Consider the following 24,073-nt stretch of genomic DNA (forward strand, 5'->3'; position numbering starts at 1 on the left):
CGCCACATGGGATCTGCGTGGGGATTAGTTTGGCAACTCCAGATTATCCAGCACGCGATTCACCGCCAGCTCGCCGAGCATGATCAATTGCGCAATCCCCAACAGCGTCCTGCGCTGCGACGCTGGCAAGAGGCGGGCGAAGTCAGTGGCGATGGTTTTGGCTGAGGCGAGTGTTTCGCAGGCGTCGACCAGCAGTTCCTCGTTTTTGAAGTCTGCGGTAACGGCGTACATCCTGCGGATTTTGCGTGGCGGTGGGGTGGAGTCGGGTGGGCAGAGGTAGTGATCGAGCGCGCGGTCGGCGGCTTCGTTGAGTTTTTTGGAATCGAGGGATTCGTAGGGGGAGGTGGGGTCGGTTTCGGGCGGGTTGGGTGTTGGTTTGATCATGGTGAAGCTCCTTTGAGGTGGAGCCGCCAAATCCTGTCGCTAAACAGGAGGGTGGCGGCTGTACGCAGGTTAGCGAACCGGTCAAAGGCACCCGGCAGACCCGAAGGTCTCCCGCATACAGCCACCATGACGAAATCGCGAAAATACAGATCCGCAACGAAGCCTGGAACGCTGATGCACCTTTGACTTGAGTTCGAGTCGCTAAACCCGATCGCTGATTCGTCAGCGACCGATCCACGATAGAGATCCGGCCCAAGGCGCACAAGCCGGCGGATTCTGGCGTAGCTGTAGGCAAAGGCGCAAGACTTCGTAGCCTGGAACCCGTGTCTGCAAGTGTCTTTTAAACGTCCTCGTTTAGAAGCAACAGACTGCCACCAGCTGCATGCGATGAATGGCGGGAACGTCTCAGACGAAGACGATCTCGTAGGGCAAGCCCCTTCGCTCCAGAATCACCGGCGGCAGCATCGGAGCATGCGGATGGCCGGCTCGTCTGGAGTCGGCTGGCGTCAACTTCGCCAGCCACTGGCGGAATGATTGCGAGCGGGCACGATACAGCGACGATCATCAGCTGCACGTCGAATGATAATTCGTTGAAGGTGGATACGGTTTGATGGCGTGCTGAAACGACAAAACCCGCCGTCCCGATCAAAGGGGCGGCGGGTTTTTTTATTTGAAGACAAATATTCTCCTGTAGGGGCTGCCGAAAGCTGCGATTTTTTCATCTTGCCCGTCAAATACAGCCTCAGAAGATGCAGGCTCGTTTCACTCGTCAGCTCTAACGTCAGCCCGAGCACATCCATTAATGCTCGTAAATTTGCTAGCTCAACTCAAAAAATATTACCCCTTGAACACTTGAATATGGGCTTCGGCCAGTGAAGGTTTTACTAATATTGTTGTACACTAGCGTCAATCCACCAATTACTTCTCGCTGGCACCAAACTGTGTAATCACTCCCTTTCGCAAATTCGAAAAACGGCTTTTTCCAGCAGAGTTCAAGTGCGGCTAAAATTTCCGGATCGTATGGCGCGCGATGTACTTTCAGTATTTCTAAGTAGTCGGAGTGATTTGCTGGCCCCCCCCCACTTACCCAAGGATGATAGACATTCGAAACGGCAACTAAATACGTTGCTGTCGCGTTGTTTTGATCGGTCACGATAATATTTGCGTTGCCATTTCTAAGGCCGGTTACTTTGCCGGTCTGGCTGTTCACTTCAGCGATAAGCGGGAATGTCGAGCTGTAACGGTATCCTGGTGTTCCTCCCTGAGCTTGGCGTGTTCCTGTGTTTCCTGGAAAGTCCACGCCATTAAGTTCGCCTCTATGTAAGGAGCCAGGAGTTTGAGTATTTAACCTTACTCCGTCCAGTCGCATAATAGTAGTATCAATCGTCAAGGGGATTTTCAACTTTACGTTATAAGCTCTGAGAGGGAAGTTTATCGCCGTCTTTTCATCATTGTTCTTATCCAGTGCAGCCTTGAAAACCAATTTGAGTTCACTGCCATCTTTCAACTCTTTCAGATAACTATAGGGCGCAGTGACCGTGTGGTAACCAGCAGTTAACCAGCTTTCATGAACCTGGTTGCTCGCGCCGGTCAGTAGTGTGTGGTTATGAGCTGCTCCCTGTGTATTGGTGCCTTGCAAATAAAGCCATACTGGCTGCCCCAGCGCTATGTGAGGCCATGCATCGACGCGGACGCTGGCACCGCCGGTCACATTCTCTATCACCAACTCAGGTCCTTCACCGCCGTTCGCTGCCTGCAACAGCCGTGGTTGTTTCAGGTGACCGACCGCCAGGGCTCCTACGTTGAGCAGAAAGGATGCCGAAGGTTTCGATGTGCTGCCATTGCGAATTACGTTGTAGTGCACCGTGACTGCCTTGCCCAGGTTGTAAGCCACCACCTTGTTGTCCAGTTCAATGGATTTCGCTCCCACCGTACCGACCTGCACAGGAGGAGTGGTGTGAGAACCACCCGCGGGCGTGCCGGCGGCCCCCGTCCACGTTACGCTGATCATGTCGGTGGCCAGCATACCGGGGTACTGGGGGATGATCGCCGTCAGCGTGTCCTTGGCCGCGATGGGGTTCAGGCTGTCTCCAATAGCTTCCTTGATGTCGGGCGCTTCCAGCTCCAGCGCCACGCCGACATGAAACTCCAGCGCATTGGAATAACTCGTCCCTCCCGCCGCCCGTTTGATGGAGTAAGACGCCGACACCATCCCGTCTTCATTGCCCTTGATCCATTTCGCGTCGATGTTGAACGAAATCGGCCGGCCGGCGGTGAATGAGCTCAGCGTGACCGAGTCGCTGTGCCCCCCGGTTTTTGTGCCGAACCATTGGTAGGTCGCTACGTCGCCTATGGCCGTGTCCGTGTATTCCACGGTGAGGGTGGTGCCGTTGGTGTCGGGGGGCAGGACGCCGTCGACGACGCCGTCCACTTTTGGTTCTGGCAACTCCAGGCGCGGCTCGCCGATTTGCAGGATCTCGGCGTGGATCGATTCGCGGATGGCGTGGGTCTGGTTGATCCGGTTCATCGTGCCGAGCACCGAGTCGTCGATGAGCACCCGGTAGTACAACTCCAGCTGGCCGCCGGTGATCGGGGGCAGGTGCTCCGAACCACGGATGTTCATAAACAGCGGCTGTTTGGCCGTGACGTCGCCTTGGGTGATTGAGCGCAGCAACAGATCGGGCAGGTAGGGGGTCAAGTCCGGGCGGGTGCCGAGCCAGAACAGCTGGATCGCCTGACCTTCGGCGAAGGAGTCGTCGAACGGAATTTTGATGCGCACCGTTGCCAACTCCGGATCGAGCGCACCCGACACCGCATCCAGCGCAACTGGCGCCGCGAGCCGCTGCAACTCGCCGATGACGCTGATGAACCGGGTCTTGGATCGCAGGTCGGGGGAGCCATCGGCCTTTTTCACCCGGTAGGACATCGCGAGCAGGGACTGGGCCATTAGCCGCAGTAAAGCGTTTGGCACCGGCATCAGGTGAACGCTTGGCAAGTTGAACAACGGCTCGCCCGTTATCTCGATATCGATCGGGGCGCCCTCCATCGGAGTGCACCTGAGTCGCAATATGATGATGTCGCCCTCTTTGAATTTGTCGAGGTCAAAGGCCACGATCTGCGCATTGCTGTGGGTACCCTTCAGGTCCTTGACATCCAACACGTTGTTCACGGCTCTTTCGTGCAGCGGCGCCACCAATCGGGTTGCGTCGGTGGTGACCACCACGCGTTGCGCAAAGCTCCAGTCCGTGGAGCGGTTGTCCACCAGGTCGTAGACCTCGAAGGCCACCGCCAGACCCGTCTGATCGGAGTCTTCGGCCTTAAGGATGATGTCCTTGTCGATGTGAACGATGATCTCGTCTTTGCCCTCGGCCTGTTCATGGGTCAGCCGATCACTGAGCACAAAGACGCCACCCCAGGACACCTGGATCTGATCACCGGTTGCCGCGTTCGGATAAGGTGGCAAGCCGTCATCGTTGCCGATGGTGATCGGCACGCCGGCGGCGACGTTGTCCTTGTCAATGCCGCCTTGGATGATGTCCTTCGGGATGCTCATGATCAGCTCCGAATGGCCCGGCCCTTCGGTTTCGTCATGGCCGCCGGGGCGGGTGAGTTTGATCAGAACGTCCATTACCTCCGAAGGCTCGGCGCCCTGGTTGAGGCGGGTGACGGTGTAGGAAATGGTGTGCGTCCCTTCGGTGAGGCGTGCCGAAGGCACGAACATCTGCAGTTCTTTATCGACCTCGTCCTTGTCGATGGTGACTTGCCGGACCTGATCGCCGCCCATAATGATCGTCAGTTTGTCGCCAACCCCCATCAAGCTCCACGGCCCGGCCCGGCACAACAAGCCCTGGCGGGGAAAGTTATCAAGCGCAGCGGCCCGGTTGATCCCCCATACCATCGGCCTCAGGGACACCGGGCCGGTGCGGCCGGGGATGTCGAGTTCCTTGTGGACCAGGGTGCTGTTGTCGGGCATTTGAGGGGTGGACATGGGCGGGAACTCCGGTCGGGTAGGTGACGGAGTGATTGAACGCGGGTTGGGGGATTTTCACACCTGTCAGATCTGACAGGTGTTTGCCATTTTCCGACCAGCGGCCGTCCGTCGCGCAGCCAAAAAACAAAAGTTTAAAGCCTGCGTAGAAGTTGGAAAGCTTCTTGCAGTACCCGCCGTGAGCCCGCTCTGGGCGTCAAAAGTTTGCTTTAAAGGAACGGGGAAAACCGGTGGATCGCTCTCAGTTACTCAACAGTGCTCGCTCAAACGTTGCCGACCTCAGTCGAGGCAATCTGGGCGTGCCGTTGTTGCTGCTGGTCATGTTGGCAATGATGATGTTGCCGATTCCGCCGTTCCTGCTGGACGTGTTTTTCACCTTCAACATTGCCTTGTCCATCGTCGTGCTGCTGGTGTGCGTTTACGCCCTGCGCCCACTGGATTTTGCGGTGTTCCCGACCATTCTGCTGGTAGCAACGCTGATGCGCCTGGCGCTGAACGTGGCGTCGACGCGGGTGGTGATGCTCCACGGTCAGGATGGCCACGCTGCCGCCGGTAAGGTGATCCAGGCCTTCGGTGAGGTGGTGATCGGCGGTAACTACGTGGTCGGTATCGTGGTTTTCGCCATTTTGATGATCATCAACTTTGTCGTGGTGACCAAGGGTGCCGGGCGGATTTCCGAGGTGAGCGCGCGTTTCACCCTCGATGCGATGCCCGGCAAACAAATGGCAATCGACGCCGACCTCAACGCCGGTCTGATCGACCAGAATCAGGCCAAGTCGCGTCGTCAGGAAGTCGCCCAAGAGGCCGAGTTCTACGGTTCGATGGACGGTGCGAGCAAGTTCGTCCGTGGTGACGCCATTGCCGGCCTGCTGATTCTGTTCATCAACCTCATCGGCGGCATGGCCGTCGGTATCTTTCAGCACGGCATGACCTTTGGCGATGCCGGTCGGGTTTACGCCTTGCTGACCATCGGTGACGGTTTGGTGGCGCAATTGCCATCACTGTTGTTATCGACAGCGGCGGCGATCATGGTGACCCGTGCTTCCGGTTCGGAAGACATGGGCAAGCAGATCAACCGTCAGATGTTCGCCTCGCCGAAAGCGCTGGCAGTGGCTGCGGGTTTGATGGCGGTCATGGGCCTGGTGCCGGGCATGCCGCACTTCTCGTTCCTGAGCATGGCCGCACTGGCTGGCTTCGGTGCTTACCTGTTCTGGAAAAAACAGAACGTGGCCAAAGTCGTCGCGCTGGAAGAGGTCAAGCGTCAGCAGGAACTGCTGCCATCGCCGGCCCGCGCCATGGAAACCAAAGAGCTGGGCTGGGACGACGTGACGCCGATCGACATGATCGGCCTGGAAGTCGGCTATCGCCTGATCCCGTTGGTGGATCGCAATCAGGGCGGGCAATTGCTGGCGCGGATTAAGGGCGTGCGCAAGAAGCTCTCGCAGGATCTGGGCTTCCTGATGCCCACTGTGCATATTCGTGACAACCTCGATCTGGCGCCGAGCGCGTATCGCCTGACCTTGATGGGGGTGATCCTGGCTGAGGCCGAGATCTACCCGGATCGCGAACTGGCGATCAACCCCGGCCAGGTCTACGGCGCGCTCAACGGTATCAACGCCAAAGATCCGGCTTTCGGTCTGGAAGCGGTATGGATCGAAATCAGCCAGCGCGCGCAGGCGCAATCGCTGGGCTATACCGTTGTGGATGCGAGCACCGTGGTCGCGACGCACTTGAATCAGATTCTGTACAAGCACTCCAGCGAGCTGATCGGCCACGAGGAAGTGCAGCAACTCATGCAATTGCTGGCCAAAAGCTCGCCAAAACTGGCGGAAGAGCTGGTGCCGGGCGTGGTGTCGTTGTCGCAGTTGCTCAAGGTGCTGCAAGCGTTGCTGGCCGAACATGTGCCGGTACGCGATATCCGCAGCATTGCCGAAGCCATCGCCAACAACGCCGCGAAGAGTCAAGATACCGCCGCGTTGGTGGCCGCTGTGCGGGTCGGCGTATCTCGCGCAATCGTCCAAAGCATTGTAGGCACTGAGTCTGAGCTGCCAGTTATCACTCTGGAGCCAAGGTTGGAACAGATATTGCTCAATAGTCTGCAGAAGGCAGGACAAGGCTCGGAAGAGGGCGTTCTGCTGGAGCCAAGCATGGCCGAGAAGCTGCAACGTTCGCTGATCGAAGCGGCGCAGCGGCAGGAAATGCAAGGTCAGCCGGTGATCCTCTTGGTAGCCGGCCCGATCCGCGCGATGCTCTCGCGCTTTGGCCGCCTGGCAGTCCCTGGATTGCACGTGCTGGCCTACCAGGAAATACCGGACAACAAGCAAGTGACGATCGTTGCGACAGTAGGGCCCAACGGCTGAGGTAGTGGTTTATGCAAGTTAAGCGTTTTTTCGCCGCCGATATGCGTCAGGCCATGAAGCTGGTTCGTGATGAGCTGGGCGCTGATGCCGCCATCATTGGCAACCGCCGCATTGCCGGCGGCGTCGAACTGACGGCGGCGCTGGATTACAAGTTGTCGGCGCTGGCGCCACGGGTTCCGAACATGGAACTCGAAGACGAGCTGCGCAAGACCCAGTCGCGCATCGTCACCGCTCAGGCCGAATTGAGCCTGCGTGGCGAGGCCGACGGCGACACCAATCGCCAGTTGTTCGCCGGTTTGCCAATGACCGCCGGCCTGCCGCTGACCGCTGCCGAACCGTTGAGCGAGCCGACTTATGCGGCCCCGGCGCGTCCGGCCCCGGCACCTGCGCAATCGTCCGGCGGGATTGATCCGCGCGCACTGGACTCGATGCGTTTTGAATTGAACAGCCTGCGCGAGCTGATGGAAGTTCAGCTCGGCACCCTCGCCTGGAATCAGCTGCAGGGCAGCCGCCCAGCGCAAGCCAACCTGTATCGCCGTCTGCAACGGATTGGCCTGTCCGGCCCGTTGTCGCGCGACCTGCTGGCGATGATCACGGATATCGAAGAACCGCGTCAGGCCTGGCGCATGCTGCTGGCGCACCTGGCGCGGATGATTGCCGTACCGGAAGTCGAGCCGCTGGAAGAGGGCGGTGTGATTGCCATGGTCGGCCCTGCCGGCATGGGCAAGACCACCACGCTGGCCAAGCTTGCTGCCCGTTACGTGCTCAAGTACGGCGCGCAGAATGTCGCGCTGGTGAGCATGGACAGCTTCCGCATCGGCGCGCAGGAACAACTGAAGACCCTGGGCCGGATTCTCAACGTGCCGGTAACGCACGTCGATCCGGGTCAGTCGTTGGTGCAGGCCCTGGACCCGCTGCTGCGCAAACGCGTGGTGCTGATCGATACCGCCGGCCTGCAGGCCAGCGATCCGGCACTGCGCATGCAGCTCGAAAGTCTGGCCGGGCGTGGCATCCGTTCAAAAAATTATCTCGTGCTGGCAACCACCAGCCAGAAACAGGTTCTAACCGCCGCTTATCACAGTTACAAGCGTTGCGGGCTCGCCGGGTGCATCCTGACTAAACTGGATGAAACGGCCAGCCTTGGCGAAGTGTTGAGCCTGGCGATCAGTCATGAATTGCCGGTCGCGTATCTGACCGATGGCCCACGGATTCCGGATGATTTGCATCTGCCGCGCCGTCATCAACTGGTCAGCCGCGCCGTCAGCGTGCAAATGCAGGAAGAACCCAGCGAAGAAGCCATGGCTGACATGTTCGCTGATATCTATCACAGCCCGACCAAGCAGGTAGGCTGAGGTAATCATGAACCGTTTTTGTACCTACATCGATGGTCTGCCATGCATTGTTCCGTTTGTGAACGCGCAGCCAGTAATGTGGCCTCCGTCTATGCAAGACAAGGTAAAGAAATAACATGGGCAGCATGCATCCCGTACAGGTGATCGCGGTGACCGGCGGCAAAGGTGGCGTCGGCAAGACTAACGTGTCAGTGAACTTGTCTCTGGCGCTGGCAGAGCTTGGCCGTCGGGTCATGCTGCTGGACGCCGATCTGGGGCTGGCGAACGTCGACGTTCTGTTGGGCCTGACGCCCAAACGCACCTTGGCCGACGTGATCGAAGGCCGCTGCGAATTGCGCGACGTGCTGTTGCAAGGCCCGGGCGGAATTCGCATCGTGCCTGCCGCATCGGGCACTCAGAGCATGGTGCATCTGAGCCCGGCTCAGCATGCCGGTCTGATTCAGGCGTTCAGCGACATCGGCGACAATCTCGACGTACTGGTGATCGACACCGCTGCGGGTATTGGTGACTCGGTAGTCAGTTTCGTACGCGCCGCGCAAGAAGTGTTGCTGGTGGTCTGCGACGAGCCGACTTCGATCACTGACGCTTACGCGCTGATCAAGTTGCTCAACCGCGATTACGGCATGAACCGCTTCCGCGTCCTGGCCAACATGGCGCAGAGCCCGCAGGAAGGGCGCAACCTGTTCGCCAAGTTGACCAAGGTCACGGATCGCTTCCTTGACGTGGCCCTACAATACGTCGGCGCCGTGCCTTACGACGAAAGCGTGCGCAAGGCCGTGCAGAAACAACGTGCGGTCTACGAAGCCTTTCCGCGCTCCAAGTGCGCTCTGGCGTTCAAGGCAATTGCACAGAAGGTCGATACCTGGCCGCTGCCTGCCAACCCGCGCGGCCACCTTGAATTCTTCGTCGAGCGCCTCGTGCAGCAAACGGCAGGGCCTGTCATATGACCGCAAGCGGTATGAACTACTACAAGAAGTCGGCACGTGATGCGCAGTACGAGTTGATCGAGCGTTACGCGCCACTGGTCAAACGCATTGCCTATCACTTGCTGGCACGGTTGCCGGCGAGTGTGCAGGTCGAAGACCTGATCCAGGCCGGGATGATCGGCCTGCTCGAAGTCTCGACCAAATATGACGCCAGCAAAGGCGCCAGTTTCGAAACGTACGCGGGCATTCGAATCCGCGGCGCGATGCTCGACGAAGTGCGCAAAGGGGACTGGGCGCCACGCTCGGTTCACCGCAATACCCGTATGGTCAGCGACGCAATTCGCTCGATTGAAGCTAAAACCGGCCGTGATGCTAAAGATCACGAAGTTGCGGCCGAACTCCAATTGAGTCTCGATGATTATTACGGGATTTTGAATGACACCTTGGGCAGCCGCCTGTTCAGTTTCGACGACCTGTTGCAGGACGGCGAACACGAAGGGCTGCACGAGGATGGCGCGAGTGCTCATCTTGAGCCGTCACGCGATCTGGAAGATGAACGCTTCCAGGCAGCGCTGGCGGACGCGATTGCCAATTTGCCGGAGCGTGAGCGACTGGTGTTGGCGCTGTACTACGACGAAGAGCTGAACCTCAAGGAGATCGGTGAAGTCCTTGGCGTCAGTGAGTCGCGGGTCAGCCAGTTACACAGCCAGTGCGCGGCCCGTTTGCGGGGGCGTTTGGGGGAGTGGCGAGCGCGCTGAAGGCAGTGTGGGGACACTGCGAACGAGGCTGGTGCGGTGATGAACGGCACCGGTCTTGCTCTGTTGTGCTCCAGACAGTCTTTGAGTGTTACGCCGGATTGAATGAAATGGCGCGTCCAGGTGCTGGGCGCGTTTAAGACTGCTTGGAGGTCGAATTGGACAAGAACATGAAAATCCTCATCGTTGATGACTTCTCAACGATGCGGCGGATCATCAAGAACCTGCTGCGCGATCTGGGGTTCACCAACACCGTCGAGGCTGACGATGGCATTACCGCCATTCCGGTTCTCAACAGCGGCAGCATCGACTTTCTGGTAACGGACTGGAACATGCCGGGCATGACCGGTATCGACCTGCTGCGTCACGTGCGCGCCGATGAAAAACTCAAGCACCTGCCAGTGCTGATGGTGACCGCTGAAGCCAAGCGCGAACAGATCATTGAAGCAGCCCAGGCCGGTGTAAACGGCTATGTGGTGAAACCCTTCACGGCCCAGGCGTTGAAAGACAAAATCGAGAAGATTTTCGAACGCATCGGTTGAGAAACTGCGCCACGGGGGAGCTATGGACCACAACGAATCTTCACAGGGCGATTTTGAATCGACCCTGAAAAAACATGCGGTCGAACTGGTCGAAAGCCTTGAAAAGGGCAGGTTCGGCGACGCTGTGCAATTGATCCATGAGCTCAATCAGACCCGTGACCGTGGCCTGTACCAGGAAGTTGGCAAGCTCACACGTGAACTGCACAGTGCGATCGTCAATTTCCAGATTGATCCGAACATGCCGCAGGCCGAGGAAGTGTCGCAAATTACCGACGCCACCGAACGCCTGGGCTATGTGGTCAAGCTGACGGAAGCCGCGGCCAACCGCACCATGGATCTGGTGGAAAACGCCACGCCGGTGGTCAATGGTCTGGCTGAGGAAGCCCAGTCCTTGAGTACCGATTGGGGTCGTTTCATGCGTCGTGAGGTCGGAGCTGAAGAGTTCCGCGAACTGGCGCGCCGGGTCGACGGTTTTCTGTCACGCAGCACCACGGGCAACCGTGCGGTGTCGAGCAATCTGAACGACATCCTGCTGGCTCAGGATTATCAGGACCTCACCGGTCAGGTGATCAAGCGTGTGACCCAACTGGTCACCGAAGTCGAAAGCAATTTGCTCAAACTCGTGCTCATGGCCAGTCAGGTGGACCGCTTTGCGGGCATCGAACATGACCGTGCGGCGATGCTCGCTGAAAAAGATCCACAAAAACATCTCTCGCAGGGTGAAGGTCCGCAGATTCATGCCGATAAACGAGAAGACGTTGTGTCCGGTCAGGACGATGTGGACGATTTGCTATCCAGCCTTGGATTTTGAAGTTTAGGTTTTTAGACCTGTTAGGAGCACCCCCTTAATGAGCTTCGGCGCCGATGAAGAGATCCTTCAGGATTTCCTGGTTGAGGCCGGCGAGATTCTTGAGCAGCTGTCAGAACAATTGGTCGAGCTGGAAAGCCGCCCGGATGATGCTGATCTGCTCAACGCAATTTTTCGCGGTTTCCACACTGTAAAAGGGGGCGCCGGCTTCCTTCAGCTCAATGAGCTGGTTGAGTGCTGTCACATCGCCGAAAACGTGTTCGACATCCTGCGAAAGGGTGAGCGTCGCGTTGATTCAGAACTGATGGACGTTGTGCTCGAAGCACTGGATGCGGTGAACGGCATGTTCACCGAAGTGCGCGAGCGCAGCCCGATTACGGCGGCTACGCCTGAACTGCTGGCCGCTTTGGCGCGCCTGGCCGAGCCGCAAGCGGCTGATGCCGTCGCGGTTGAAGAAGTCGTCGAGGCACCGGTTGCCGAAAGCGATTCGGGCGACATCACCGATAACGAATTTGAACAGTTGCTGGACTCGCTAAACGCCGTCAAGGCGCAGGCCGAAGCCCCGGCGGCTGCCGCTGCGCCTGCTGCAACCGAAGCGGCCAGCGATGAAATCACCGATGCCGAGTTCGAGTCGTTGCTCGATCAACTGCACGGCAAAGGCCAGTTCGCGGTTGATGCTGTGGCCCCAGCGGCGGCGGCCCCTGCGGCCCCGGCCAAGGGCGACAGCTCGGACATCACCGACGACGAATTCGAAGCACTGCTCGATCAGTTGCACGGCAAGGGCAACTTTGCCGTTGATGCGCTGGAATCGGCCATTGCCGCGGTGCCTGCGCCTGCTGCTCCGGCGGCGGCTGCGGCCGGTAGCGACCTGATCAGCGATCACGAATTCGAATCGCTGCTCGACGAATTGCACGGCAAAGGCAAGTTCACTGAAGTGGGTACCGCGTCTGCCGGCAGCACTGCCGCCGTCGCCACGCCTGCCGCCAAGGCCCCCGCCGCAGCGCCCAAGCCTGCGCCGAAAGCCGAATCGCCAAAACCTGCGGCCGCTGCTGCACCGGCTCCGGCCCGTGCGCCAGCCGCGCCACCGCCGGAAAAACCGGCCAGCGAAGCCGAAACCACCGTGCGGGTCGACACTGCGCGTCTCGACGAAATCATGAACATGGTCGGCGAGCTGGTGCTGGTGCGTAACCGTCTGGTGCGCCTGGGTCTTAACAGCGGCGACGAAGCCATGCAAAAGGCTGTGTCGAACCTCGACGTGGTCACGGCTGACTTGCAGACCGCGGTGATGAAAACGCGGATGCAGCCGATCAAGAAAGTCTTCGGGCGCTTCCCGCGTCTGGTTCGCGACCTGGCTCGTCAGCTCAAGAAAGAAATCAACCTGGAACTGGTCGGCGAAGAAACCGACCTCGACAAAAACCTTGTCGAGGCCCTGGCCGATCCGCTGGTCCACTTGGTGCGCAACGCGGTCGACCACGGCATCGAGTCGCCGGAAGAACGCGAAGCTTCGGGCAAGGCCCGTGGCGGCAAAGTGGTGCTGGCCGCCGAGCAGGAAGGCGATCACATCCTGCTGTCGATTTCCGATGACGGCAAAGGCATGGACCCGAACGTCCTGCGCGCCATCGCGGTAAAACGCGGTGTGATGGACAAGGATGCAGCCGATCGCCTGAGCGATACCGAGTGCTACAACCTGATCTTCGCCCCTGGGTTCTCGACCAAGACCGAGATCTCCGACGTGTCCGGCCGCGGTGTCGGCATGGACGTGGTGAAGACCAAGATTTCCCAGCTCAACGGTTCGATCAACATCTACTCGACCAAGGGCCAGGGCTCGAAGATCGTCATCAAGGTGCCGTTGACCCTGGCGATCATGCCGACGCTGATGGTCATGCTGGGCAATCAGGCGTTTGCGTTCCCGCTGGTCAACGTCAACGAAATCTTCCACCTCGACCTGTCGACCACCAACGTCGTCGACGGTCAGGAAGTGGTGATCGTGCGGGACAAGGCCTTGCCATTGTTCTACCTCAAGCGCTGGCTGGTCAGCTCCGCCGCTCACGAAGAGCAGCGCGAAGGCCATGTGGTGATCCTTTCGGTGGGCACTCAGCGGATCGGCTTCGTCGTCGATCAACTGGTCGGCCAGGAAGAAGTGGTCATCAAGCCATTGGGCAAAATGCTTCAGGGCACTCCGGGCATGTCCGGCGCCACCATCACTGGTGACGGCCGTATCGCGCTGATCCTTGATGTTCCGAGCATGCTCAAGCGTTACGCCGCACGGCGTATTTGAATCCGGGGCGGCGGGGCGATAGCGTCCCGCTGCACCTAATGGAGTGTTTATGGCAGTCAAAGTCCTGGTGGTGGACGATTCGGGTTTTTTCCGCCGCCGCGTCTCGGAAATTCTTTCAGCGGATCCGAGCATCCAGGTTGTCGGTACGGCAACCAACGGTAAAGAGGCGATCGATCAGGCCATGGCGCTCAAGCCTGACGTGATCACCATGGACTACGAGATGCCCATGATGGACGGCATCACGGCAGTGCGGCACATCATGCAGCGCTGCCCGACCCCGGTGTTGATGTTCTCCTCGCTGACCCACGAAGGCGCCCGGGTAACCCTGGATGCGCTGGACGCTGGCGCGGTGGATTTCCTGCCGAAGAATTTCGAAGACATCTCGCGTAACCCCGAGAAGGTCAAGCAACTGCTGTGCGAAAAGGTGCATAGCATCTCGCGCAGTAATCGTCGTTTCAGCGCTTACAGCACACCTGCGCCTGTTGCTGCTCCAGCCCCTGCACCGACACCGGCCCCGGCCGCATCGAGTTACAGCAGCCACAGCAGCCACACCAGCAGCGCACCGGTACGCCCGGCACCTGCTCCGGCACCGACGCGCGCGCCGGTTGCCAGTGCTTCGTCGCCGGCACCGAAACGCAAGGCCTACAAACTGGTCGCCATCGGTACTTCGACTGGCGGCCCGGTTGCCCTGCAACGCGTGCTGACGCAGTTGCCGGCGAATTTCCCGGCGCCGATCGTGCTGATCCAGCACATGCCGGCGGCGTTCACCAAAGCCTTTGCCGAACGTCTGGACAAGCTCTGCCGCATCAGCGTCAAGGAAGCCGAGGATGGCGACATCCTGCGTCCTGGCCTGGCGCTGTTGGCACCCGGCGGCAAGCAAATGATGATCGACGGCCGTGGCGCGGTGAAAATCCTGCCGGGCGACGAGCGTCTGAACTACAAGCCGTGCGTGGACATCACCTTCGGTTCTGCAGCCAAGTCGTACGGCGACAAAGTTCTGGCGGTCGTGCTGACCGGCATGGGCGCCGACGGCCGTGAAGGCGCGCGCCTGCTCAAGCAGGGCGGCAGTTCGGTATGGGCGCAGGACGAAGCAAGCTGCGTGATCTACGGCATGCCGATGGCCATCGTCAAAGCCGACCTCGCTGATGCGGTGTACGGTCTGGACGACATCGGCAAGCACATCGTCGAGGCGTGTATCTGATGGATGTTCTAAGCCTTATCGGGATCATCATGGCGTTCGTCGCCATCATCGGCGGCAACTACCTGGAAGGTGGTCACCTCGGTGCGCTGGCCAACGGCCCGGCGGCACTGATCGTACTGGGCGGCACCATCGGTGCCGCGCTGCTGCAATCGCCGATGAGCGCGTTCAAACGCGCAATGCAGATCCTCGCCTGGATCTTCTTTCCGCCACGCGTGGACCTGGCTGGCGGCATCGACCGCGTGGTCAACTGGAGCCTCACCGCGCGCAAGGAAGGCTTGCTCGGGCTGGAAGGGGTGGCTGACGCCGAACCTGACAACTACTCGCGCAAAGGCCTGCAACTGCTGGTCGATGGCGCCGAGCCGGAAGCGATCCGCAGCATCCTCGAAGTGGATTTCTACACCCAGGAAGCGCGCGATATCGAAGCCTCCAAAGTCTTTGAAAGCATGGGCGGCTACGCGCCAACCATCGGCATCATCGGCGCGGTGATGGGCCTGATCCACGTGATGGGCAACCTCGCCGACCCGACGCAACTGGGCAGCGGCATTGCCGTGGCGTTCGTTGCGACGATCTATGGTGTGGCCAGTGCCAACCTGATCCTGTTGCCGGTGGCGGCCAAACTGAAGTCCATCGCGTTGCGGCAGTCGCGTTATCGCGAAATGTTGTTGGAAGGGATCCTGTCGATCGCCGAAGGTGAAAACCCGCGTTCTATCGAGCTGAAGCTTCAGGGCTTCATGGATTGATGGGGGTAATGGACTATGGCTCGTCGCAGGCATCAGGAAGAACACGTTAATCACGAGCGCTGGCTCGTGTCCTACGCCGACTTCATTACGCTGCTGTTCGCTTTCTTCGTGGTGATGTACTCGATCTCGTCGATCAACGAAGGCAAGTACAAGGAAATTTCCGAAGCGCTGGTCGGGGTCTTCACCGACTCCGACCGCGCGCTCAAGCCGATTCCGATTGGCGACGAGCGACCGAAGACCGTGACCCCGGCCAAGCCGCTGGTCAAGGACGCCGAACAGATTGACGCCGGTATCGCCGGCGGCAGTGATCCGCTGAAAAGCATTGCCGACGACATCAGTGCCGCGTTCGGTGACCTGATCAGCTCCAATCAGATGACTGTGCGCGGCAATGAGTTGTGGGTCGAGATCGAACTCAACTCCAGCCTGTTGTTCGGCAGCGGTGACGCCATGCCGAGCGACATCGCCTTCAACATCATCGACAAGGTTGCCGCGATCCTCAAACCGTTCGACAACCCGATCCACGTCGAAGGTTTTACCGACGACCAGCCGATCCGCACCGCGCAGTACCCGACCAACTGGGAGCTGTCCTCGGCGCGCTCGGCGAGCATCGTGCGCATGCTTGCGATGCAGGGCGTCAACCCTGGCCGGCTGGCCTCGGTGGGCTACGGCGAATTCCAGCCAGTGGCGAATAACGCTACCGCCGAAGGCCGGGGAAAAAACCGTCGCGTGGTGCTGGTGGTGTCGCGCAATCTGGATGTGCGCCGCAGCCTGACGGGTACCGGAACCGCTCATGCGCAACCGGATGCCGCACTGAAGCGCGCTGGCACACAAACTGCACCGACCCCGGTCAAGACGCCGGGACGCGAGAGTGCCGTCAATTCTCCGTCACCCGCATTAATACGCTGAGCCATGTCTCGGCCGAGCATCTCGGTCGGGAGGAACGAACTGAATGAGAGTCTGGGCAGTCGCCAATCAAAAGGGTGGGGTCGGTAAAACCACCTCTTCCATCGCTTTAGCCGGATTGCTGGCCGAGGCGGGCAAGCGCGTGGTCGTGGTCGATCTCGACCCGCACGGCTCGATGACCAGCTATTTCGGCTATGACCCCGACAGCCTGGAACACAGCAACTACGACCTGTTCCTGCACAAGGGCAGCGTGCCGCAAGGCTTGCCCGGGCAGTTGCTGCTGTCGACCAGTGACGAACGCATTTCCCTGCTGCCCTCGAGCACCGCACTGGCGACGCTTGAGCGCCAGTCGCCGGGGCAAAGTGGCTTGGGGCTGGTGATCGCCAAGAGTCTGGCGCAGTTGTGGCAGGACTTTGATTACGCCGTCATCGACAGCCCGCCGTTGCTCGGCGTGCTGATGGTCAACGCCCTCGCGGCGAGCCAGCAACTGGTGATCCCGGTGCAAACCGAACACCTGGCCGTCAAAGGACTGGAGCGCATGGTCAACACGCTGGCGATGATCAACCGCTCGCGCAAACAGGCGCTGCCTTTCAGCATCGTGCCGACGTTGTTCGACCGTCGTACGCAGGCCTCGATGCATACCTTGCGCGTGCTGCGCGACAAATTTCCCGACGATATCTGGCAGGGTTATATCCCGGTCGATACGCGTCTGCGCGACGCCAGCCGCGCGGGTGTCACGCCATCGCAATTCGACGGCAAGAGCCGTGGCGTGCTGGCTTACCGCGCGCTGCTCAAGCATCTGTTGGCGCAACAACTTGTTGCGCAGGTGGCTTGAGATGATTTTGCCCTGTGTAGGAGCTGCCGCAGGCTGCGATCTTTTGATCTGGCTTTGCAGCGCTTCTGAAAAGATCCAAAGATCGCAGCGTTCCGCAGCTCCTACAGGGGGTTGTGTATGAATCGGCCGGTGAAGTTGACCTCCAAGCCGCAGATGGCGTTGCAGTCCTATCTGGACAGCTTGTTGGAGGAGATCCCGGACGAGTTGCCGGTGCAGGTCGCCTCGCAGCCTGAGGTTATTGAAAGCGCCGAAGCGCTGGATGAGTTCCAGGCGGCGGTGCTTGAAGAGCAGGCGCGCGATGCCGAGAAAGCGGCAAGGCCTGTTGCGCCGGTGGCTGCGCCCGCCCCGGTGGTCAGGGCGCCCGTGGTATTGCTCGAAACGGCTGAACCTGTGCGCGTCGTGTCGACCCTCGCGCCGCTTCTGCAAACGCAGTTGCTGCAAGCTGTGCCTGAACCCGTCGAGCCAGAGCCAGAGCCAGAAGCGCCAGCGGCCGAACCGGTTGTTCAAGCGCTCGTCACGCCGCTGGTGGAAGTGCATCTGCCGCCAAGCAACACACCGCCGCCGGTCGACACCGACGGCCGCCCGGCCTGGGCCTCCGAAGCTTTCGAATGCCTGCTGTTCGATGTCGCCGGGTTGACCCTGGCGGTGCCACTGGTCTGCCTGGGTTCGATCTACTCGCTGGCCGGTCACGAGCTGACGCCGCTGTTCGGTCAGCCGGAATGGTTCCTCGGGATTCTGCCGAGCCAGGCCGGCAACCTGAAAGTATTGGACACCGCGCGCTGGGTCATGCCGGATCGCTATCGCGATGACTTCCGTCAGGGCTTGCAGTACGTGATTTCGGTACAAGGTTACGAGTGGGGCCTGGCGGTGCATCAGGTCAGTCGTTCGTTGCGTCTTGATCCGAATGAAATCAAATGGAGAAGTCACCGGGGTCAGCGGCCATGGCTTGCCGGCACCGTGATTGAACACATGTGCGCCTTGCTCGATGTTGCCGCACTGGCCGAGTTGATCGCCAGCGGCGGGGCAAAGCACATGCCCGGCAGTAAGCCGAACCACAAACCGACATAACAGACAGTACCGGCTTCGATATGCCGGAAAACGAAACATAAACCGCCACACGCGGTACTTCGAGGGGCTAGGGTATGAACGACAAGGCGACGGCGGCAAAGGGTTCTGAAGATCCGATCCTGCAATGGGTAACCTTCAAGCTGGACAACGAAACCTACGGCATCAACGTGATGCGCGTTCAGGAAGTGCTGCGCTACACCGAGATCGCTCCGGTGCCGGGTGCGCCGAGCTACGTGCTGGGCATCATCAACCTGCGCGGTAACGTGGTCACTGTGATCGACACCCGTCAGCGCTTCGGCCTGAACAGCGGCGAGATCAGCGACAACACCCGTATCGTCATCATCGAAGCCGACAAGCAAGTCGTCGGCATCATGGTCGACAGCGTGGCCGAAGTGGTTTATCTGCGTCAGTCGGAAATCGAAACGGCGCCAAACGTCGGCAACGAAGAGTCGGCCAAGTTCATCCAGGGCGTGTGCAACAAGAACAACGAGTTGCTGATCCTGGTCGAGCTGGACAAGATGATGAGCGAAGAAGAATGGTCGGACCTGGAGAACATCTGATTGATTCTCGAAGTTGCGGTCATTGTCCTGTTCCTCTTCTGGGCAGGCACGCTGGCAATGTTTGTGTCGTACATCAAGGCGCAAAAAGTGATTGCTGCACAACAGGCTCAGGGCGATGCGCTGCGTGATCAGCGCATCAAGGAGCTGGCCAAGCGTGTTGACGATTATCAGAACGGCAATGTGCACATGGGCGAAGCCCTGCACGAACTGCGTGCGGTAGTCGGTCCGTTGCCGGACAAAATCGTTCAGCTGGAACAGCGCGACCCGTCCAGCCTGTCGTTCGCCCAAGCGGCGAAACTGGTGGGGATGGGCGCGAGCGTTGATGAGCTGACTCAGTCCTGTGGCTTGACCCAGGCTGAAGCGGAGTTGATGCGTAAGCTACACAAGAACTGAAGCAAGCAAGATCAAAAGATCGCAGCCTTCGGCAGCTCCTGCACGGAATTCGCATTTCCCTGTAGGCGCTGCCGAAGGCTGCGATCTTTTGCTTTTAAGGCTTAATAATCATCCCCGCGCTCGGTGATGTCCTTCTCGACCATCGGCGCATCCGGGTCGTGTCCCTCGGGGAATTTCCCCTTCAGATTCCATGCAAACGCGATGATCTCGGCGATGGTGCGGTAGAGCTCTTCGGGAATGCTGTCGCCCAATTCCATTCGTGCCAACAGTCGCACCAGCTCGGCGTTCTCATAGATCGGCACTTCACAGTCGCGGGCGATCCGCAGGATTTCTTCGGCCAGTTCGTCATCACCTTTGGCGGTGAGCGTCGGGGCGTGGTTGCCGTCGTATTTGAGGGCGATGGCCTGGCGTGGAGCGGTGGCGTCATTCATGCGGTTTCATCAACCCAGCGGTGGTCGAGACGGGTTTGATTGCCTTGTGGCGGGGTGCCGTGGTGGCAGTCGATATCGCCAACGTTTAGCCCACGATCGAGCAGGCGCTGGCGCAGCGCGAACAGATTGTTTTCGATCAGATCGGCGGTGTACGGCCGTTCGGCCCACAGCTGGCCCGACAGACTGCCGGCGATCAGTTGCGCCTGAATCTGCATCGGCCCGAGCGGTTCCATGTCGAACGCCAGGTCGACGCGCCACAGTTGTTGTTTGGGCTCGCGTTCGTCGCGGCGCTCGTTCGGTTGCGGTTCTTTCTCCGGCGCTTCTTCGCGTTGAAACTTGACCTGCAACGGCACGATGTCTTGCAGGTTGCGCATGGGGATTTCCAGCTGCCAAGTGCTGAGCAGCCGCCCATCGTCGGTGACGCCAGTCTGTTCCAGGCTCGACAACTGATGGCTTTGCAAGCGCGATACGGCAGCAGCGGCGAGGCGCAGCAAATGCTCCAGATCACCTTCGCCGTCCTGGCTTTGCAGCAAGCGGTCGGGCAGCGGGAAACTGCTTGGCAGCGGTTTGGCGCTGACCTGGCCGAGCATGCCGAGGGCGTTGCGTACGAAACTCGGCATCGCCTGCGCGAGGGTGTTGGCGGCGATGATGGCGTTGAAACTGGTGCTGCTCGGCAGGCCCGGGGTCAGTTGTGCGATCAGCTTGAGCAGATCGGCTTTCATGTCCGGGGCCAGCGTCGGGATTTGTCCGGTCAGCAGTTTGGCTTCCAGAAACATGCCGCTGTTGGCTAATGCCTGTGCGACGCCTTTGGCGGTGCTCAGTTGTTGCACGTTTGGCAGGCTGGCGAGCAGGCGATCTACCGCAGCGCGCAAATCCGTCGACGTTTGATCGGTGTCGGCTGGCAGGTTTTGCAGCGCGTTCAGCAAACCGGTCAACGAAGCCTGACGACTTTGCTGGCCGAGCAACTGCTGGCTCACCGCTAATTGCTCCTGACGGTTGCTCAGCGGCAGGAATTTCAACGTTTGCGAATCTTCGACCAGCGCCGAGAGCAGGGTGCCGATGCGCAGTGGCTGTGGGCTTTCGATGGTCAATGTGCTGCCACTCAAGGCGGTATTGAGCAGGCTGACCATCGAACGAAACACCGTCGCTTGCCCCGGCGTTTGCGGGAGCACCTGAGAGGTCAGCACTTTGCCTTGCAGCAAGGTGCCCACGGGCAGTTGCGCGGTATCGATGCGGGTGAGGGTGGCAACGCTGCTGGCAATGGCCTGTTGCACGGTAATCGCCAGATTCCCCGCCGACGGCTGGGTGATCGCCAGACTGGTGCCTTGCGCCAGCGGTAGATTGCTGGTCGCTTGCACGGTGGTCTGGCGGCCGCTGTCCAGCGTTACCTTGAGCAGCAGTTCAAACGTCTGATCCGCCTGCTTGAGCGACAACACCTCAGCCTTGGCGCTCTGGCCGGTCCCGATCAAGCCTTCGACCGGTGTCAGCAGCTTGAGCAACTCACCGACCTGCGGGCGAACGGTCGCCGGGGTGGTCGTCGGGAGCGGGAGGATGTTCATTTCGCCTGTCATACGCGGACACAACCTGAGGAAATTGCACTCTTGAGAGTAAGGCACGACATGTATAATGCCGCCCGTCTTGCGCTTCGTTCAAAAAACATAGCAATTGTTTGACGCAGCTCTCTAGATCGAGCCGTCATTGCATTTATGCTGCATCTCTTTAACGGCCGTACCAGAGCCGACTTGAACCGTATAAGGCCCGTGATCCCTTGACCAGTCCTGTCCTGCAAACCGTTGCCCTCGCGTGTGAACGTGATCTGAGGCTGCTCTTCGAAAATCTCGAATTGCGACTCGTCAGCGGCGATATGGTGCAGATCAGCGGCCCTAACGGCAGCGGTAAAACCAGTTTGCTGCGTTTGCTGGCCGGTCTGATGCAGCCGACCGAAGGTCAGGTCCTGCTCAATGGTCTGCCATTGACCGGACAGCGCAGTGAACTGGCGCGCAATCTGTTGTGGATCGGCCATGCCGCCGGGATCAAGGACTTGCTGAGCCCGGAAGAGAACCTGTCGTGGCTCTGCGCCCTGCATCATCCCGCCGAACGCGACGCCATCTGGCAAGCCTTGGCAGCAGTAGGATTGCGCGGATTCGAAGATGTTCCCTGCCACAGTCTGTCCGCCGGTCAACAACGCCGCGTGGCGCTGGCGCGACTGTATCTCGATAGCCCGCCGCTGTGGATTCTCGATGAGCCATTTACCGCCCTCGACAAGCAGGGCGTGGCGCAACTCGAAGAGCATCTGGCCGGACACTGCGAGCGCGGCGGTCTGGTGGTGTTGACCACGCACCACACCCTGACCCGGACGCCTTCGGGTTATCGCGACATCGATTTGGGGAGCTGGGCAGTATGAGCGTGTTCGGCCTGCTGGTTGCCCGTGAATCACGACTGCTGTTTCGCCGCCCGGCGGAGCTGGCCAATCCACTGATTTTCTTTGCCATCGTCATCGCTTTGTTCCCGCTGGCCGTCGGCCCGGAAACTCAAGTGTTGCAAAACCTGTCCCCGGGGTTAGTCTGGGTGGCGGCGCTTTTGTCGGTGCTGCTCTCGCTGGACGGGCTTTTCCGCAGTGATTTCGAAGATGGCTCCCTTGAACAGTGGGTCCTTTCGTCGCACCCGCTGCCACTTCTGGTCTTGGCCAAGGTGCTGGCACACTGGCTCTTTTCCGGTCTGGCGCTGGTTTTGCTCTCACCCTTGCTGGCGTTGATGCTCGGTTTGCCTGCTGCCTGTCTGCCGGTATTGCTGCTGTCGTTGCTGCTGGGTACGCCGGTGCTGAGCTTGCTCGGCGCGGTGGGCGCGGCGTTGACGGTGGGTTTGAAGCGTGGCGGCCTGTTGCTGGCGCTGCTGATTCTGCCGTTGTACATCCCGGTGTTGATCCTCGGCAGTGGCGCCTTGCAGGCAGCCTTGCAAGGCATGCCGGCGACCGGTTATCTGCTGTGGCTTGGGAGCCTGACCGCCCTGGCGATAACCCTGACACCCTTTGCAATAGCGGCTGGCCTGAAGATCAGCGTCGGCGAATAATAATGAGGTCTGGTTAAAAATTAACCGCTTTTTTTCAAGAAAGGCATGACCCAAATGCCAGCTCACACCGATGAGCGGCACCCGTGATGGATACAGTATGAACTGGACCTGGTTTCACAAGCTCGGCTCGCCCAAGTGGTTCTACGGCATCAGCAGCAAGTTCTTGCCGTGGTTGAGCATTGCAGCGTTGCTGCTGATTGGTGTCGGCGTTGTCTGGGGCCTGGCCTTTGCGCCGCCGGATTATCAGCAAGGCAACAGCTTTCGCATCATCTACATTCACGTGCCCGCCGCGATGCTCGCTCAGTCGATCTACGTGATGTTGGCGGTGTGCGGTGTGGTCGGGCTGGTGTGGAAGATGAAACTGGCCGACGTCGCCCTGCAATGCGCCGCACCGATTGGCGCGTGGATGACTGCCGTGGCGCTGGTCACCGGGGCGATCTGGGGCAAACCGACGTGGGGCTCGTGGTGGGTCTGGGATGCGCGCCTGACTTCGATGCTGATTCTGCTGTTCCTGTATTTCGGCCTGATCGCGCTGGGCAATGCCATCAGCAACCGCGACAGCGCCGCCAAGGCCTGCGCGGTGTTGGCCATCGTCGGCGTGATCAACATCCCGATCATCAAATACTCGGTGGAGTGGTGGAACACCCTGCACCAAGGCGCGACTTTCACCCTCACCGAAAAACCGGCGATGCCCGTCGAAATGTGGCTGCCGCTGCTGCTGACGGTGTTGGGTTTCTACTGCTTCTTCGGCACCGTGCTGTTGCTGCGCATGCGCCTTGAAGTGCTCAAGCGCGAAGCCCGCGCCAGTTGGGTGAAAGAAGAAGTGCAGAACAGTCTGGAGGTCGCGCGATGAGTTTTGCTTCATTCGGCGACTTCCTCGCCATGGGCCATCATGGCCTGTATGTCTGGTCGGCCTACGGCATCTGTCTGGCGGTACTGGTCCTCAACGTCGCGGCGCCCATTGCCGCCCGCAAGCGCTATCTGCAACAAGAGGCGCGTCGTCTGCGCCGGGAGAACGGCAAGTGAATCCGCTGCGTAAAAAGCGTCTGATCATCATTCTGGCAATTCTGGTCGGGGTCGGCGCGGCTGTCGGCCTGGCCTTGAGCGCGCTGCAGGAAAACATCAACCTGTTTTACACGCCAACCCAGATTGCCAACGGCGAAGCACCACAGGGCACGCGTATTCGCGCCGGCGGCATGGTCGAGGCCGGCTCCCTGCAGCGCTCCCCGGATTCGCTGGACGTCAGATTCGTCGTCACCGATTTCAAGAAATCCGTGACCATCACCTATCGCGGCATCCTTCCGGACCTGTTCCGCGAAGGGCAGGGCATTGTCGCCCTGGGCAAGATCAACGCCGACGGTGTCGTCGTCGCCGATGAAGTGCTGGCCAAGCATGACGAGAAGTACATGCCGCCGGAAGTGACCAAAGCGTTGAAAGACAGCGGTCAATCCGCTCCGACCCCAGTGAAGGAGGGTTGATT

24 protein-coding genes are annotated in these 24,073 nt (G+C 59.7%); 19 read left to right on the forward strand and 5 right to left on the reverse strand.

Annotated features, from left to right (window positions below):
• Positions 1-24 precede the first annotated feature (24 nt).
• From ACA061_RS07485 to ACA061_RS07495, 3 genes are all read right to left on the reverse strand, one after another.
• A complete protein-coding gene (locus tag ACA061_RS07485; protein ID WP_497301023.1) occupies positions 25-384 on the reverse strand; it encodes a DUF6124 family protein in 360 nt (119 codons plus the stop codon).
• Between the two features lie 506 nt (positions 385-890).
• Positions 891-1,184, reverse strand: coding sequence for a hypothetical protein (locus ACA061_RS07490; protein ID WP_497301025.1), 294 nt, complete (start codon positions 1,182-1,184; stop codon positions 891-893).
• Between the two features lie 17 nt (positions 1,185-1,201).
• Positions 1,202-4,372, reverse strand: coding sequence for an Ig-like domain-containing protein (locus ACA061_RS07495; RefSeq protein ID WP_497301027.1), 3,171 nt, complete (start codon positions 4,370-4,372; stop codon positions 1,202-1,204).
• Between the two features lie 230 nt (positions 4,373-4,602).
• Between ACA061_RS07495 and flhA the strand changes: the two genes are divergently transcribed.
• The 14 genes from flhA to ACA061_RS07565 all read left to right on the forward strand — a co-directional run bounded on the left by flhA (position 4,603) and on the right by ACA061_RS07565 (position 19,093).
• Entirely contained in the window at positions 4,603-6,732 is a 2,130-nt protein-coding gene (gene flhA, locus ACA061_RS07500) for a flagellar biosynthesis protein FlhA (RefSeq protein WP_150601170.1), read from the forward strand.
• Positions 6,733-6,743: 11 nt separating this feature from the next.
• Positions 6,744-8,084 carry a flagellar biosynthesis GTPase FlhF gene (gene flhF / locus ACA061_RS07505; RefSeq protein WP_047300277.1) on the forward strand — a complete coding sequence of 447 codons (1,341 nt, stop codon included), beginning with the start codon at positions 6,744-6,746 and terminating at the stop codon, positions 8,082-8,084.
• Between the two features lie 116 nt (positions 8,085-8,200).
• Positions 8,201-9,031, forward strand: a complete 831-nt coding sequence (fleN, locus tag ACA061_RS07510; RefSeq protein WP_016771060.1) for a flagellar synthesis regulator FleN — start codon at positions 8,201-8,203, stop codon at positions 9,029-9,031.
• A complete protein-coding gene (gene fliA / locus ACA061_RS07515; RefSeq protein ID WP_007920004.1) occupies positions 9,028-9,768 on the forward strand; it encodes an RNA polymerase sigma factor FliA in 741 nt (246 codons plus the stop codon). The genes fleN and fliA overlap by 4 nt, the downstream gene beginning before the upstream one ends.
• Positions 9,769-9,935: 167 nt before the next feature.
• Positions 9,936-10,307, forward strand: coding sequence for a chemotaxis response regulator CheY (locus ACA061_RS07520; protein ID WP_008072643.1), 372 nt, complete (start codon positions 9,936-9,938; stop codon positions 10,305-10,307).
• 22 nt (positions 10,308-10,329) lie between these two features.
• Positions 10,330-11,118 (forward strand): protein phosphatase CheZ, encoded by a 789-nt coding sequence (locus tag ACA061_RS07525; protein ID WP_497301029.1) that lies wholly within the window; start codon positions 10,330-10,332, stop codon positions 11,116-11,118.
• Between the two features lie 37 nt (positions 11,119-11,155).
• Positions 11,156-13,393: a chemotaxis protein CheA gene (locus ACA061_RS07530; protein ID WP_150618518.1), complete on the forward strand. Its 2,238-nt coding sequence runs from the start codon at positions 11,156-11,158 to the stop codon at positions 13,391-13,393.
• Between the two features lie 49 nt (positions 13,394-13,442).
• Positions 13,443-14,594 carry a protein-glutamate methylesterase/protein-glutamine glutaminase gene (locus ACA061_RS07535; RefSeq protein ID WP_210553691.1) on the forward strand — a complete coding sequence of 384 codons (1,152 nt, stop codon included), beginning with the start codon at positions 13,443-13,445 and terminating at the stop codon, positions 14,592-14,594.
• Positions 14,594-15,334 carry a flagellar motor protein gene (locus ACA061_RS07540; RefSeq protein WP_150601175.1) on the forward strand — a complete coding sequence of 247 codons (741 nt, stop codon included), beginning with the start codon at positions 14,594-14,596 and terminating at the stop codon, positions 15,332-15,334. Before ACA061_RS07535 ends, ACA061_RS07540 begins: the two co-directional genes overlap by 1 nt.
• Before the next feature lie 15 nt (positions 15,335-15,349).
• Positions 15,350-16,240 (forward strand): flagellar motor protein MotD, encoded by an 891-nt coding sequence (motD, locus tag ACA061_RS07545; protein ID WP_150601176.1) that lies wholly within the window; start codon positions 15,350-15,352, stop codon positions 16,238-16,240.
• Between the two features lie 43 nt (positions 16,241-16,283).
• Positions 16,284-17,072 (forward strand): ParA family protein, encoded by a 789-nt coding sequence (locus ACA061_RS07550; protein ID WP_150601177.1) that lies wholly within the window; start codon positions 16,284-16,286, stop codon positions 17,070-17,072.
• A gap of 117 nt (positions 17,073-17,189) precedes the next feature.
• Complete coding sequence (locus ACA061_RS07555; RefSeq protein ID WP_497301032.1) at positions 17,190-18,140, forward strand: CheW domain-containing protein; 951 nt, start codon at positions 17,190-17,192, stop codon at positions 18,138-18,140.
• 74 nt (positions 18,141-18,214) lie between these two features.
• Positions 18,215-18,700, forward strand: a complete 486-nt coding sequence (locus ACA061_RS07560) for a chemotaxis protein CheW (protein WP_108226832.1) — start codon at positions 18,215-18,217, stop codon at positions 18,698-18,700.
• Positions 18,701-19,093, forward strand: a complete 393-nt coding sequence (locus ACA061_RS07565) for a DUF2802 domain-containing protein (RefSeq protein ID WP_497301034.1) — start codon at positions 18,701-18,703, stop codon at positions 19,091-19,093.
• A gap of 101 nt (positions 19,094-19,194) precedes the next feature.
• Here ACA061_RS07565 and ACA061_RS07570 read toward each other — a convergent pair whose 3' ends face one another.
• Together ACA061_RS07570 and fliK are read right to left on the reverse strand one after the other, a co-directional pair.
• Positions 19,195-19,524 (reverse strand): EscU/YscU/HrcU family type III secretion system export apparatus switch protein, encoded by a 330-nt coding sequence (locus ACA061_RS07570; protein WP_047300283.1) that lies wholly within the window; start codon positions 19,522-19,524, stop codon positions 19,195-19,197.
• Positions 19,521-21,095, reverse strand: a complete 1,575-nt coding sequence (gene fliK, locus ACA061_RS07575) for a flagellar hook-length control protein FliK (RefSeq protein ID WP_497301036.1) — start codon at positions 21,093-21,095, stop codon at positions 19,521-19,523. The genes ACA061_RS07570 and fliK overlap by 4 nt, the downstream gene beginning before the upstream one ends.
• Before the next feature lie 197 nt (positions 21,096-21,292).
• On the opposite strand from fliK, the gene ccmA reads away from it, so the two are divergent.
• From ccmA to ccmE, 5 genes are all read left to right on the forward strand, one after another.
• Positions 21,293-21,928 carry a cytochrome c biogenesis heme-transporting ATPase CcmA gene (gene ccmA, locus ACA061_RS07580; RefSeq protein WP_497301038.1) on the forward strand — a complete coding sequence of 212 codons (636 nt, stop codon included), beginning with the start codon at positions 21,293-21,295 and terminating at the stop codon, positions 21,926-21,928.
• Positions 21,925-22,593, forward strand: a complete 669-nt coding sequence (gene ccmB, locus ACA061_RS07585) for a heme exporter protein CcmB (RefSeq protein ID WP_007919970.1) — start codon at positions 21,925-21,927, stop codon at positions 22,591-22,593. The genes ccmA and ccmB overlap by 4 nt, the downstream gene beginning before the upstream one ends.
• A gap of 97 nt (positions 22,594-22,690) precedes the next feature.
• Entirely contained in the window at positions 22,691-23,446 is a 756-nt protein-coding gene (locus ACA061_RS07590; RefSeq protein WP_150601182.1) for a heme ABC transporter permease, read from the forward strand.
• Positions 23,443-23,619: a heme exporter protein CcmD gene (ccmD, locus tag ACA061_RS07595; protein WP_007959239.1), complete on the forward strand. Its 177-nt coding sequence runs from the start codon at positions 23,443-23,445 to the stop codon at positions 23,617-23,619. The genes ACA061_RS07590 and ccmD overlap by 4 nt, the downstream gene beginning before the upstream one ends.
• A complete protein-coding gene (gene ccmE, locus ACA061_RS07600; protein WP_150601183.1) occupies positions 23,616-24,071 on the forward strand; it encodes a cytochrome c maturation protein CcmE in 456 nt (151 codons plus the stop codon). The genes ccmD and ccmE overlap by 4 nt, the downstream gene beginning before the upstream one ends.
• The last annotated feature ends 2 nt before the right edge of the window (positions 24,072-24,073 follow it).

This window comes from Pseudomonas sp. LBUM1668 (assembly GCF_059695715.1).